Source organism: Kitasatospora sp. NPDC032757, from assembly GCF_055579305.1.
Map to the genome: position 1 here is coordinate 214,746 of NZ_JBVINN010000005.1, position 14,247 is coordinate 228,992.

The following is a 14,247-nucleotide window of genomic DNA, read 5'->3' on the forward strand; positions in this document are numbered from 1 at the left end:
GTAGGAACTGTGAGTACTTCTGTCGAGCAGATAGCGGACGCGCTGCGCAAGTCGCTGCTGGAGAACGAGCGGCTGCGCCGGCGGCACGACCAGGTCACCGCCGCGGCCCAGGAGCCGATCGCGATCGTCGGGATGAGCTGCCGCTTCCCCGGCGGGGTCGAGAACGCGGACGACCTGTGGCGGCTGGTCGCCGAGGGCCGGGACGCCGTCACCGGGTTCCCCGAGGACCGGGGCTGGGACCTCGAAGGCGTCTTCGACACCGACGCCTCGCGGTCCGGCAAGACCTACGCCAAGGAGGGCGGGTTCCTGCACGACGCCCCGCTGTTCGACGCGCCGTTCTTCAGCATGAGCCCGCACGAGGCCTCCGCCACGGACCCGCAGCAGCGGATTGTCCTGGAGGCGTCCTGGGAGGCGTTCGAGCACGCCGGCATCGACGTGCACACGCTGCGCGGCAGCCAGACCTCGGTGTTCGTCGGCGTCATGGCCGCCGACTACCACGCGCGGCCCGGCACGGTCGCCGAGGGCGCGGAGGGGTTCCTGGTCGTCGGCACGGACAGCAGTGTCGTGTCGGGGCGCGTGTCGTACAGCCTGGGCCTGGAGGGTCAGGCCATCTCGATCGACACCGCCTGCTCGTCCTCGCTGGTGGCGGTGCACCTGGCGGCCCAGTCGCTGCGCCAGGGCACCTCCACGCTGGCGCTGGCCGGCGGTGTGACGGTGATGTCGACGCCGCGCACCTTCGTCGAGTTCAGCCGTCAGCGCGGCCTCGCCCCCGACGGCCGCTGCAAGTCCTTCGCCGAGGCCGCCGACGGCACCGGCTGGTCGGAGGGCGTGGGCATGCTCGTTCTGGAGCGCCTCTCCGACGCGCGCCGGAACGGGCACCGGGTGCTGGCTGTCGTCCGGGGCTCCGCCCTCAACCAGGACGGCGCCAGCAACGGGCTCACCGCACCCAACGGCCCGTCCCAGCAGCGCGTCATCCGCGCCGCGCTCGCCAACGCCCGGCTCTCCGCCGCCGAGGTCGACGCGGTGGAGGCGCACGGCACCGGTACCCGCCTCGGCGACCCCATCGAGGCGCAGGCGTTGCTCGCCACGTACGGCCGGGAACGGCCGGAGGGCCGGCCGCTCTGGCTCGGCTCGATCAAGTCCAACATGGGCCACACCCAGGCCGCGGCGGGCGCCGCGGGCATCATCAAGATGGTCCAGGCGATGCGCCACGGGGTGCTGCCCCGGACCCTGCACGTGGACGCGCCGACCTCCCAGGTGGAGTGGGAGGCGGGCGCCGTCGAGCTGCTCGCCGAGGCCCGGCCGTGGGAGCAGGCGGACGGCGCGCCGCGCCGGGCCGGCATCTCCTCGTTCGGCATCAGCGGCACCAACGCGCACGTGATCATCGAGGAGGCCCCGGCCGAGGAGGACGGCGCCGCCCAGGAGGCCCCGGCCCGCGGCGACGCGGCGCCCGCCGGCACCGACGGGCCCCGGGTCTGGACGGGGGGCACCGCCGCGCTGCCGTTCGTGCTCTCAGCCCGGGACGAACCCGCCCTCCGCGCCCAGGCCGAGCGCCTCCTGCACCGCCTGGAGGAGGCAGGCGCCCCCGGCCTGCCGGACGTCGCGTACTCCCTGGCGCTGTCCCGTGCGGCCCTGGAGCACCGGGCCGCGCTGACCGTCGCCGACGCCGAGGCGCTGAGCGCCGGCCTGCGCGCCCTCGCCCGCGGCGAGGAGTCCGCCGGGCTGGCCCGCGGTGTGGCCGGGCGCGAGCCCCGCACCGTCCTCGTCCTGCCCGACCACGGCGGCGCCGCCGGCGCCGGGCCCGCCGACTGGGCACCGCTCGCCCGCGGCCTGGCCGCCGCCTCCCCGCTCTTCGCCGAGCAGCTGCGGACGGTGGCCGCCGAGCTGCGCACCCACACCGGCTGGGACCTCACCGCGGTGGTCGAGGGAGCGCCGACGGCGCCGGCCCCGGACCGCCCGGACGTCGCCCGGCCCGGCGCCTACGCCGTCCAGGTCGCGCTCGCCGCCCTGTGGCGCGCGCACGGCCTGCGCCCCACCGCCGTGCTCGGCCACGGCAGCGGCGCGATCGCCGCCGCCCGGCTGGCCGGGGCCGTCGCCCCGGAGGAGGCGGCCCGGCTCGCCGCCGACGCCACCGCCGAGCTGCCGGCCGGCACCGGCACCGGCTCGGCGGCGGTCCAGCTCCACCTCAGCCGGACGGACGAGGAGTACGCCCGGGCGGTGCATGCCCTGGTCGGGAACGGCCACACGCTCTTCGTCGGCGCCGGCCCGGCCGCCCTGCCCGCCGCCACCGTCCTGGAGGCGGCCACCGCCGACGTCCCCACCGCCGTGATCGCCCCGCCGGGTCCGGACGCCCCCGCCGAGAGCTTCACCGAGGCGCTCGGCCGGGCGCACACCCTGGGCGTCGCGGTGGACTGGCAGGCCTTCCACGCGGGCCGCGGCGCCCACCGGGTGGACCTGCCGACCTACGCCTTCCAGCACGAGCGCTACTGGCCCGAGTCCGTCGCCGACACCGGCGACCCGGCCGCGCTCGGCCTGGCCGCGGCCGGCCACCCGCTGCTCGGCGCCGCCATCGCCATCGCCGACGCGGACGAGGCACTGCTCACCGGGCTGCTCAGCCTGGAGACCCAGCCGTGGCTCGCCGACCACGCCGCGGGCGGCACGGTGCTGCTGCCCGGCACCGCCTTCGTCGAGATGGCGATCCGGGCCGGTGACCAGGTCGGCTACGGCCTGCTGGACGAACTGACCCTGACCGCGCCGCTGGTCCTGCCCGCGCAGGGCGGCGTGCAGATCCAGGTCTCCGTCGGCGCCCCCGGCGACGGCGGCGGCCGCCCCGTCCGCATCCACGCCCGCCCCGACGACCGGTCGGTCTCCGCCGGCGCGGGGGAGCGGTCGTGGACCGTCCACGCCACCGGCACGCTGCTGCCGGGGCAGAGCGGGCCGTCCTTCGACCTGACCGCCTGGCCGCCGAAGGGCGCGGCCGAGGTCGACGTGTCGGACGCCTACGCGCGGATGGCCGAGCAGGGCTACGGCTACGGGCCCGCCTTCCAGGGGCTGCGCGCCGTCTGGCGGCGCGGTGACGACGTCTTCGCCGAGGTCGTCCTGCCCGAGGAGGTCCGGGACCAGGCCACCCGCTTCGGCCTGCACCCGGCGCTGCTCGACGCCGCCCTGCACGCCGCCGGCCAGGGCGCCCAGGCGGCGGACACCGCGCTGCGGCTGCCCTTCGCGTGGAGCGGCGTGCGCCTGCACGCCACCGGGGCGTCCGCACTGCGGGTCCGGCTCACGGCCCGGGGCGCCGGGGCGATCTCCCTGGAGCTCGCCGACCCGAGCGGCGCGCCCGTCGCCTCCGTCGACTCGCTCGCCCTGCGCACCGTCACCCCCGAGCAGCTCTCGGCCGCTCCGGCCGCCACGCACGACGCGCTGTTCCGGCTGGACTGGACTCGGCTCCCGGTGGATGCGGGTGTGGTGCGGGAGGGCCGTTGGGTGGCGTTGGGTGCCGGGGTGTCCGGTGTGGAGGCGGTCGCGGATCTGGGGTCGGCTGCGGGTGCGGCCGTGGTGGTGCTGCCGGTGGGTGGTGGTGAGCCGCGGGACGCCGTCTCCGGTGTGCTGACTGTTCTTCAGGAATGGTTGGGGGATGGGCGGTTCGCGTCGTCGCGGTTGGTGGTGGTGGCGGAGGCCGGGTCCTTGGCCGGTGGTGCGGTGGCGGGTCTGGTGCGGTCGGCGCAGGCGGAGGAGCCGGGGCGGTTCGTGCTGGTGGAGCTGGCCGGCGGCGACGCGTCGCTGCGGCTGCTGCCCGCGGCCGTCGCCTCGGGTGAGCCCGAACTCGTGCTGCGGGACGGTGCGGTGTTCGTTCCGCGGGTGGTGCGGGCCGATGCCGGGTCCGGTTCGCCGTTCGGCGGTGCCGGGACGGTGCTGGTGACCGGTGGCACGGGTGGTCTGGGTGCGGTGGTGGCCCGGCATCTGGTGACCGGGCACGGGGTGCGGAGCCTGGTGCTGGTGAGCCGCCGTGGTGAGGCGGCGCCGGGTGCGGTGGAGCTGCGGGACGAACTCGTGTCCCTGGGTGCGGAGTCGGTGCTGGTGGAGGCGGCGGACGTCGCCGACCGTGAGGCGCTGGCCGGTGTGCTGGGCCGGGTGCCGCAGGACCGTCCGCTGGCGGGTGTGGTGCACACGGCCGGTGTGGTGGACGACGGGACGATCGGCTCGCTGACCCCGGAGCGGGTGGACGCGGTGCTGCGTCCGAAGGCGGATGCGGCCTGGCACCTGCACGAGCTGACCCGGGACCTGCCGGTCAAGGCGTTCGTCCTGTTCTCGTCCGTGGCGGGCACGCTGGACGGCGCCGGCCAGGGCAACTACGCCGCGGCCAACGCCTACCTGGACGCGCTGGCCCGCCGGCGCCGGGAGGAGGGCCTGCCCGCACTCTCGCTGGCCTGGGGCCTCTGGGACACCGGCACCGGCATGGGCGGCAACCTCTCCCAGGCCGACATCGACCGCATCGCCGCCGGCGGCGTCCTCGCGCTCACGGCGGAGAAGGGCGTGGAGCTCTTCGACGCGGCGCTCGCCTCCGAGGAGCCGGTGCTGCTGCCGGTCCACTGGGACTTCGCCGCCGTCTGGCGCTCGGCCGAGCCCGTGCCGGCGATGCTCCGCGGTCTGGTCCCCGTGGCCGCCCGCCGGGCCGCAGCCGGAGCCGGCGCGTCCGACAGCCTGCGCGACCGTCTCGTCCGCATGGCGGCGGACGAGCGCGACACCTTCCTGCTCGACCTGGTCCGCGCCGAGGTCGCGGGCGTCCTGGGCCACGGCGGCAAGGACGCCGTGGAGCCGCAGCGCGCCTTCAAGGAGCTCGGCTTCGACTCCCTCGCGGCGGTGAGCCTGCGCAACCGGCTCAACCAGGAGACCGGCCTGCGGCTGCCCGCCACGCTCGTCTTCGACTACCCGGCCTCCGACGTGCTGGCCCGCTTCCTGCGGGACGAACTCGTCGGCGCCGAGGAGGAGTCCGGCGCCGAGGCAGGCCCCGCCGTCGTGTTCTCGGACGACGAGCCGATCGCGATCGTCGGGATGAGCTGCCGCTTCCCCGGCGACGTCCGCTCGCCCGAGGAACTGTGGGAGCTGCTGGCCGCCGGCCGTGACGGCATCGGCGGATTCCCCGAGAACCGTGGCTGGGACACCGACGCCATCTACGACCCGGAGCCGGGCAAGCCGGGCCGGACCATCAGCCGCGAGGGCGGGTTCCTGTACGACGCGGCCGACTTCGACGCCGAGTTCTTCGGCATCTCCCCGCGCGAGGCGCTGGCCCTGGACCCGCAGCAGCGGCTGCTGCTGGAGGCGTCCTGGGAGGCCATCGAGCGGGCCGGCATCGACCCGTCCTCGCTCAAGGGCAGCCAGACCGGCGTCTTCGCCGGCGTGATGTACCACGACTACGCCACCAGGCTCGGCGCCGTTCCCGAGGACGTCAGCGGCTACCTGGGCAACGGCAGCCTGGGCAGCGTGGTCTCCGGCCGGGTCTCCTACAGCCTCGGTCTGGAGGGCCCGGCGGTGTCCGTCGACACCGCGTGCTCGTCCTCGCTGGTCGCCCTGCACTGGGCGATCCAGGCGCTGCGCCGCGGCGAGTGCGACCTCGCTCTGGCCGGCGGTGTCACCGTCATGGCCACCCCGGACACGTTCATCGACTTCACCCGCCAGCGCGGTCTGGCCGCGGACGGTCGCTGCAAGCCGTTCGCGGAGGCAGCGGACGGCACCGGCTGGGGCGAGGGCGTGGGTGTGCTCCTGGTGGAGCGGCTCTCGGAGGCCCGCCGCAAGGGCCACCAGGTCCTCGCGGTGGTGCGGGGTTCGGCGGTGAACCAGGACGGTGCGAGCAACGGGCTGACGGCGCCGAACGGTCCGTCGCAGCAGCGGGTGATCCGGGCGGCGCTGGCCGACGCGGGGCTGTCCACGGCCGACGTGGACGCCGTCGAGGCGCACGGCACGGGCACCACGCTGGGTGACCCGATCGAGGCGCAGGCGCTGCTGGCGACGTACGGCCGGGACCGTCCGGAGGGCCGGCCGCTCTGGCTGGGCTCCGTGAAGTCGAACCTCGGCCACACCCAGGCTGCCGCCGGTGTCGCGGGCATCATCAAGATGGTCCAGGCGATGCGCCACGAGGTGCTGCCGAAGACCCTGCACGTGGACGCTCCGTCCTCGCACGTGGACTGGTCGGCGGGCGACGTCGAGCTGTTGACGCGGGCACAGCCGTGGGAGAGGACGGACGGCACACCGCGCCGGGCCGGTATCTCCTCGTTCGGCATCAGCGGCACCAACGCGCACGTCATCTTGGAGGAGGCCCCGGCGGCCGAGCCCGTCGAGGAGGCCTTGCGGACCGCCGAGGGGCAGTGGCCCGACGGCGCCCTGGTCCCGCTCGCGGTCTCCGGCCGGACGGAGGAGGCGCTGCGGGCGCAGGCCGAGCGGCTGCGCGCGTTCGTCGCCGCCGACCGCTCCCGCCTGCTGGACCTCGGCTACTCGTCGCTGACCACGCGCACCACGCACCCCCACCGCGCGGTGGTGCTGGGTGCGACGCGTGAGGAGGTGCTGGCCGAGCTGGCCGCGGTGGCCGAGGGCCGCCCTTCGGACCTGGCGGTCACCGGCCGGGCGGGCGCAGGCCGGACGGCGTTCCTGTTCACCGGTCAGGGCTCGCAGCGGGTCGGGATGGGCGCCGGGCTGGCGTCGGTGTTCCCGGTCTTCTCTGCCGCCCTGGACGAGGTGTGCTCGCTGCTGGACGGTGAGTTGGGCGTGTCGCTGCGCGAGGTCATCGTCGGCACGTCGGGTTCGCTGGACGACACGGTCTTCACGCAGTCGGCGCTGTTCGCCGTCGAGGTGGCGCTGTACCGGCTGGTCGAATCGCTGGGTGTGCGCGCGGACTTCCTCGCCGGGCACTCGGTGGGCGAGATCGCGGCCGCTCACGTGGCCGGGGTCCTGTCGCTGGCGGACGCGTGCACACTGGTCGCCGCCCGCGGCCGGCTGATGCAGGCGCTGCCGGCCGGCGGGGTCATGGTGGCCGTTCGGGCCGCCGAGGCGGACGTGCTGCCGCTGCTGAAGGGCCGCGAGGCCGAGGTCGGTGTGGCGGCCGTCAACGGGCCTTCGTCGGTGGTGATTTCGGGTGCCGAGGCCGCGGTGGGCGAGGTGGTCGCCCAGTTGAAGGAGCGTGGCATCGCCTCCGTCCGGCTGACCGTCTCGCACGCGTTCCACTCGCCGCTGATGGAGCCGATGCTGGAGGAGTTCCGGACCGTTGTCCGGGGTCTCACCTTCGGCGAGCCCAAGGTCGCCGTCGTCTCCAACGTCACCGGAAGGCTCGCCGACGGCGACGACCTGCGCGACCCCGAGTACTGGGTCCGCCACGTCCGCCAGGCCGTCCGCTTCGCCGACGGCATCCGGGCCCTCGAAGCCGCCGGCGTCACCCGCTACCTCGAACTCGGCCCCGACGGCGTGCTGACCGGCATGGCCCAGGCCTGCCTGGCCGACCCCGACGACGCCCTCCTCGTCCCGGCCCTGCGCAAGGGCCGCGACGAGGCCCGGACCTTCCTCGCCGCCGTCGCGGATGCCTACATCAGCGGCTGGGCGCTCGACGGCGAAGGCCTCTTCCACGGGTCCGGCGCCCGCCGGGTGGACCTGCCGACCTACGCCTTCCAGCACGAGCGCTACTGGCTCGACGCGGCGCCCGCCGCCGTGGACGCCTCCGCCCTGGGCCTGCGGCCGACCGCGCACCCGCTGCTCGGCGCGGCCGTCGAACTCCCCGACTCCGACGGCGTGGTGCTCACCGGCCGGATCTCCGTGGCCGCCCAGCCCTGGCTGGCCGACCACGCGGTGGCCGGCACCGTCCTGCTGCCCGGTTCCGCGTTCGTGGAGCTGGCCGTCCGGGCCGGTGACCAGGTCGGATCCGGCCGGCTGGACGAGCTGACGCTGACCGCCCCGCTGGCCCTGCCCGAACACGGCGCGGTCCAGATCCAGGTGGCGGTCGGCGCACCGGACGAGGAGGGGCAGCGGCCGGTCCGCGTCCACGCACGCCCCGAGGGCGCGGAGCCCGACCACGAGTGGACGGTCCACGCGAGCGGCATCCTGCTGCCCGGCGACCAGCCCGCCGAGGAGGGCGCCGAGGAGGGCGCCGACCTGACGGTCTGGCCGCCCGAGGGGGCCGAGGAGCTGCCCGTCCTGGACGCGTACGACGAACTGGCCGGTCAGGGCTACGGCTACGGCCCGGCCTTCCAGGGCCTGCGCAAGGCCTGGCGGAGCGGCGACGACGTGTTCGCGGAGGTGGCGCTGCCCGAGGAGGCCCACGCGGACGGCGAGGCCTTCGGTCTGCACCCGGCCCTGCTCGACGCGGCGCTGCACGCGACGCTGCTGCCGGGCGCCGCCGTGGACGACGACCCGGCGGCCGGGCCGCGGCTCCCGTTCTCGTGGAACGGCGTGACGCTGTTCTCGGCGGGGGCCACCGCCCTGCGCGTCCGGCTCCGGGTCTCCGGGCCCGAGGTGGTCGCCGTCGAAGCCGCCGACCCGTCGGGTGCACCGGTCCTCTCGGTGCGCTCCCTGGTGGCACGCGCCGTGCCGGCCGAGCAGCTCGCTCCGGCCGGAGGCGCCGCCGCCGGTGCGATGTACCGGATCTCCTGGCGGACGGCGGCCGCGCCCGCCACCGTCCCGGACGTCCGCTGGGCCGTCCTCGGGGCCGGCCCGGCCGCCGACGAGCTCGGCGCGGGCGTCGACACCTGGGGCGAACTCGCCGATCTCACCCGGGCGTTGGACGAGGGTGACACCGCGCCCGAGGTGATCGTCCTGCACGACCCGGCCGGTGGCGAGGCACGGGCGGTCGTCCGCCGCACGGCCGAGACGCTCGCCCGGCTGCTCGCCGACGACCGGCTGGAGGGCGCCCGCCTGGTCGTCCTCACCGCGGGCGCGGTGGCGGCCACGGCCGGGGACGCCGTGCCGGATCTCGTCCACGCACCGCTGTGGGGCCTCCTGCGCTCCGTCCAGGAGGAGTACCCGCAGCGGCTGACCCTGGTCGACGCGGACCCGGCGGACGGCTTCGGGCTGCTGTCCGCGGCCGTGGCCCTCGGCGCGCCGGAGGTGGCGGTCCGCGACGGCGCGCTGCTGGTCCCGCGCCTGGTCCGGGCCGAGCCGCCGGTGACCGGCGGTGCGACCGACGACTCCGAGCCCGCCTTCGACCTGGACGGAACGGTGCTGGTCACCGGCGGGACCGGCGGCCTGGGCACCGCGGTGGCCCGCCACCTGGTCTCCGGGCACGGCGTGCGGCACCTGCTGCTGCTCAGCCGGCGCGGGGAGCGGGCGGCCGGAGCACCGGAGCTCCGTGACGAACTGCTGGAGCTGGGTGCCAAGAGCGTCACCGTCCGGGCCTGCGACGTCACCGACCGGGCGGCCCTGGCCGAGGCGCTGGACGCGGTCCCGGGTGCGCACCCGCTCACCGGGGTGCTGCACACGGCGGGCGTCCTGGACGACGGGACCTTCGCGTCCCTGACCCCGGAACGCTACGACGCGGTGCTGCGGCCCAAGCTCGACGCCGCCGCCCACCTGGATGCCCTGACGGCCGGTCACCCGGTCCGCACGTTCGTCCTCTTCTCCTCTCTGGCCGGCACCATGGGCAGCGCCGGCCAGGCCAACTACGCCGCCGCCAACGCCTATCTGGACGCCCTGGCGCAGCACCGCAGGGCGGCCGGCCGGCCCGCGGTCTCGCTGGCCTGGGGTCTGTGGGAGTCGGGCGACGGCATGGGCGAGGGGCTCGCCGAGACCGACCGGGCGCGGATGTCGCGTTCGGGGGTCACCGCGCTCCCCGTGACGGAGGGCCTCGCGCTCTTCGACGCGGCCCTGCACTCCGACGACGCCGTACTCCTTCCGGTCCGCCTCGACATCGCACCGATCCGGGCACGGGCCGCGGCGGAGGGTGTTCCGCACCTGCTGCGCGAACTGGTCCGGGTGCCGGTGCGGCGCGACCGCCGGGCGGCCGGCAGCGGGCAGCAGGCCGGGGCCGACGGCCTCGTCCAGCGGCTGTCGGCGCTCGCCGAGGAGGAGCAGCTCGCCCTGCTGCTGACCCTGGTCCGGACGCACGTCGCCGCGGTCCTCGGCCACGCGGGCCCGGAGGCGGTCGACGCCGAACGGGGCTTCTCCGAGCTGGGATTCGACTCGCTGGCCGCGGTCGAGCTGCGCAACCGCCTCGGGGTGGCCTGCGGGGTGCGGCTCCCGTCCACGCTGATCTACGACCAGCCGACGTCGGCCGCCGTCGCCGCGTACCTGCGGGGCGAACTGGTCGGGACGGCCGGCGCGCCCAGCCTGGAGGACGAACTGGCCCGCCTGGAGGCCGTCCTGGGCGCCGCCAGCCCCGACGGGGCCGAGCACGCCCGGATCGCGGCCCGGCTGCGGGCGCTCAGCGCCCGTTGGGCCGACGGACCGGGCGCCGAGGAGAACGGAACGGAGCCCGCCGCCGAGGCCGCGCTCGAAGCAGCCTCCGCCGAGGACCTGTTCGACATCCTCGACAACGAACTGGGCGTCTGACCGGACGCCTCGCAGGACCTGCCTCCCCGAGGCCGGGTCGGACCGCCGCCCCCACCGACGGCCCGACCCGGCCGAGCCCGTGCCACCGGAGCCCTTCCCCGTGTCTCCGGTGGCACGGGCCTTTTCGTGTGTCGGGGCCGGCCGTCCGCGCCGGGGGAGCGGGGTGTCCGTCTCCTCTCCTCTCCTCTCCTCTCCTCTCCGCCCGCGGCGGGCCCGGACCGCCCCGGCGGGCCCGGACCGCGCGAGCCCCCCTCGCCGTCCCGACCCCCGGGTTCGTCCCGGCCCCCGTCCGCGCCGAGCCCTTCGGTGACCCCGGACCGCCCCCGCCACGCAAAGAAGCGTGTGCCGGACCGGTTGCCCGGTCCGGCACACGCTTCGGTTGCCGCTGTCCTGCCGTTCACTCACTGCCGTTCGAAGGGGTTCTCCTCACCTCCCCGGCGGTGCCGCGCCCGGCCCTGGCCCGCGGTGCCGTAGCTGCCCGGGTCGCCGTACTGCTCGGAACCACCCTGCGGGCCGTAGAAGTTGGCCTCCGTCGACCCTCCGTAGCCGGCGGACCGGTCCTGGGAGGTGCCGTAGCCGTCGTGGCCGTACTGGCCCGGCGCCCCCTGGAAGGCGTGGACCGGCCGCGGCTCGGGCTGGTGCAGCACCGGGGCCACGGGGGCCTCGGGGGCGGCCGGCTCCGCCGACTTGGTCGGGATGCTGACCTTGCGCAGCAGCGTGACGGCCAGCAGCGCCATCAGGACCAGCAGGCCGGCGGCGGTGAACATCGCCATCTGGAGGCCGTGGGTGAAGGAGGTCCGGGCCGCGTCGGCGAGCGCCTGGCCGAGGTCCTTCGGCATCCGGCTGGTGACGTCGAGGGCGGTGCCGAGCGTGTCGCGGGCCGATTCGAGCGTCGCCGGGGCGACCCCCTGCGGTGCCTTGTCGGCGAGGTCCGAGCGGTACACCGCGGTGCCGACGCTGCCCAGGATGGAGATGCCGAGCGCTCCGCCGAACTCGGTGGCGATCTGGGAGAGGCCGGAGACCGTGCCCGCCTTCTCCGGCGGCGCGGTGGAGATGATCATGTCGGAGGAGATGGTCAGGACGAGCGTGATGCCGCCGGCCATGGTCGCGGTGCCGGCGACCAGCGCGGCGATCCCGGTGCCGCCGTCGACCTGGCCGAGGATGACGAAGCCGACCGCACCGATCAGCAGGCCGGTGCCGACGACGAAGGCGGGGCGCACCCGGCGGACGACGATCGGCGCCAGCGAGGCGGCGGTCATCGCGGCGCCGGCCGCGGGGAGTGCGTACAGACCGGCGACGAACGGCCGGACGCCCGCCACCATCTGGAGGTACTGGGTGGTGAAGAGGCTGGAGCCGACCATCGAGAAGACACCGAGCGTGTTGGCGGTGATCGACGCGGTGAAGGCCCGGCTGCGGAAGAGCTTGATGTCCAGCATGGGCTGGGCGAGCATCCGCTGGCGGCGCAGGAAGACGTAGCCGACGGTCAGACCGATCACGATGGTGGCGATCGGCAGGGCGCTGACGCCCTCCCCGGCCATGTGCTGCACGCCGTAGATGGTGGGGAGCAGCGCGGCCAGCGAGAGGAACGAGCTGAGGAAGTCGAACCGGCCGGGGTTCGAGTCCTTGGACTCGGGGAGCAGCAGCGGCGCGAGCACCACGAGCACCGCCATGACCGGGAGGTTCACCAGGAAGACGGCGCCCCACCAGAACTTCTCCAGGATCGCGCCGCCCATGAGCGGTCCGAGCATGGCACCGCCGGCGAACGCGCCGGTCCAGACGGCGATGGCGGCCCGGCGCTGCTCCGCGTTGTGGAACATGTTGCGGATGAGCGAGAGCGTCGACGGCATCAGGGTCGCGCCACCGACGCCGAGCAGTGCGCGGGTCAGGATGAGCATTTCCGCGCTGCTGGAGTAGGCGCCGAGCGCGGACGCGGTGCCGAAGGCGACCGCACCGAACATCAGCAGCTTCCGCCGGCCGATCCGGTCACCGAGCGTGCCCATCGTGAGCAGCAGTCCGGCCAGCATGAACGGATAGATGTCGATGATCCACAGCAGCTCCGAGCTGCTCGGTTCCAACGAGCTGCTGATCATGGGCAGCGCGTAGGACAGGACGTGCATGTCGAGGGAGACCAGCAGGACGGGAAGGACCAGGACGGCAAGACCGATCCACGCCTTCCGGTCGGCACGTTGCGTGTCTGCGTTCATGGTTGAAGCATACGTACGTCCTAGATGCTTGTCTAGTACGTCCGTCTAAGATGTACGAGCGTCTCTGACGAACGTATGTCGCAAACGGCCTTCCGTGGCTACGATGGGCAACGTGGGAAATCGTGAAGATCTGCTGGTTGGTGCCAAGAAATGCCTGTATGAGCGGGGCTATGCCCGGACCACCGCGCGCGACATCGTCGCCGCGTCCGGGGCCAACCTCGCCTCGATCGGGTACCACTTCGGCTCGAAGGAGGCGTTGCTCAGCGAGGCGGTGATCGAATCGTTCGAGGACTGGGGTACCGAACTCCGCAGAATCCTCGATGAGGCCACCGATCCTTCGATCGACACGGCCTGGCGGAGCGTCACGGAGTTCTTCGACTCCCAGCGACCCCTGCTGCTCGCCAGTATCGAGGCGTTCGCCCAGGCCGACCGGGTGCCGGGCCTGCGCGAACAGCTCGCCCGCGCCTACGAGCGCGCCCGGCTCGCCCTGGCGGCCCCGCTCGGCCTGGACGAGATCGGCGAGGGGGACGAGAAGACGGTGCGGCTGGTGGGCTCGTTCCACCTGGCCCTGGTCTCGGGTCTCGGCCTGCAGTGGCTGCTCGACCCGGAGGGGGCGCCGAACGGGGACGAAATCGCCCAGGCCATGCGGGTGTTCGTCGACGCGGTCAACCGCGCCGGCGCCACTGCGGAGGCCGGCGCCGCTCCGGAGGGCGGTGCCCCGGAAGCCGGCGCGCTGCCGGCCGCGACCGCCGACTGAGGCGGCGCGGCCGACACCCCCTATGGGGGCGTGGGGCCTAACTCCACCTCTCATAGGGGGCTTTGGCAGGTTCTCGTAGCGGCGGGCCCGGCCTAGCCTGGGATTGTTACCGTCAGCGGTCGGCCGTGCGTGAGGAGCTACCGGCTCCGGAGGCCGACTGCCGGGCATCCGGCCAGCCAAGAGGAGCTTGCGTTGAGGGAGGACGAGGAGATGTGGACACGGGTACGGCCCGTGTCCGGCGTGACCGGCTCCGTCGGAGCCGGGGGCATGCTCGAACTGCGCCGGGGTGCGACCGGCGAGCGGTGGAGCTGCGGGGCCTCCGCGGCGGCGATGTGGATCGCCCTGCAGCAGCACGGCTGGCGCCTCGACGCCACCGCGGTCGGCCTGAGCCGCGCCTGGGGGATGGACCCGCTGCTGGTGCGGGTGGCGCTCGGCCGGTGGGTGGAGGAACTCCTGGAGCAGGGCGTGGTCGAGGACGCCAGTGAGCCCTGCCTGCGCGGCCGCCCGCCCGGGAGCGTCGCGGGCGACCACATCGACCCCGGAGGCCTCCCCGCCGATTCCTGACGCCGCGCCACCCCGCCGATTCCTGACGCCGCGCCACCCCGCCGATTCCTGACGCCGCGCCACCCTGCCGATTCCTGACGCCGCGCCACCCTGGCGCGTCCGTACCACCCGCCCCGTCAACTGCCGTGTTCGCCCGGGGCCCTGCCCGGGGGGACCCCGGAGCGGGCCGAGAAAAAATATGACCAGCTTGTATGCTCCGAA

The 14,247-nt window shown here is 75.0% G+C and carries 4 protein-coding genes; 3 read left to right on the forward strand and 1 reads right to left on the reverse strand.

Annotated elements, in window-relative coordinates:
* The first annotated feature begins 9 nt into the window (after positions 1-9).
* Positions 10-10,521, forward strand: a complete 10,512-nt coding sequence (locus tag ACZ5WK_RS10545) for a type I polyketide synthase (protein ID WP_465546873.1) — start codon at positions 10-12, stop codon at positions 10,519-10,521.
* A gap of 401 nt (positions 10,522-10,922) precedes the next feature.
* Here ACZ5WK_RS10545 and ACZ5WK_RS10550 read toward each other — a convergent pair whose 3' ends face one another.
* The gene (locus tag ACZ5WK_RS10550; protein WP_465546874.1) at positions 10,923-12,725 is read right to left on the reverse strand and encodes an MFS transporter; all 1,803 of its coding nucleotides are present in this window, start codon (positions 12,723-12,725) and stop codon (positions 10,923-10,925) included.
* A gap of 112 nt (positions 12,726-12,837) precedes the next feature.
* Here ACZ5WK_RS10550 and ACZ5WK_RS10555 point away from each other — a divergent pair, with 112 nt between their 5' ends.
* A complete protein-coding gene (locus ACZ5WK_RS10555) occupies positions 12,838-13,482 on the forward strand; it encodes a TetR/AcrR family transcriptional regulator (protein WP_465546876.1) in 645 nt (214 codons plus the stop codon).
* A gap of 192 nt (positions 13,483-13,674) precedes the next feature.
* The gene (locus ACZ5WK_RS10560; RefSeq protein WP_465546878.1) at positions 13,675-14,046 is read left to right on the forward strand and encodes a hypothetical protein; all 372 of its coding nucleotides are present in this window, start codon (positions 13,675-13,677) and stop codon (positions 14,044-14,046) included.
* Positions 14,047-14,247 lie beyond the last annotated feature (201 nt).

What these genes read in the sequence shown, in the direction of transcription:
- ACZ5WK_RS10550 (WP_465546874.1), bottom strand. Translation starts at nt 12,725, where the DNA reads ATGAACGCAGACACGCAACGTGCCGACCGGAAGGCGTGGATCGGTCTT.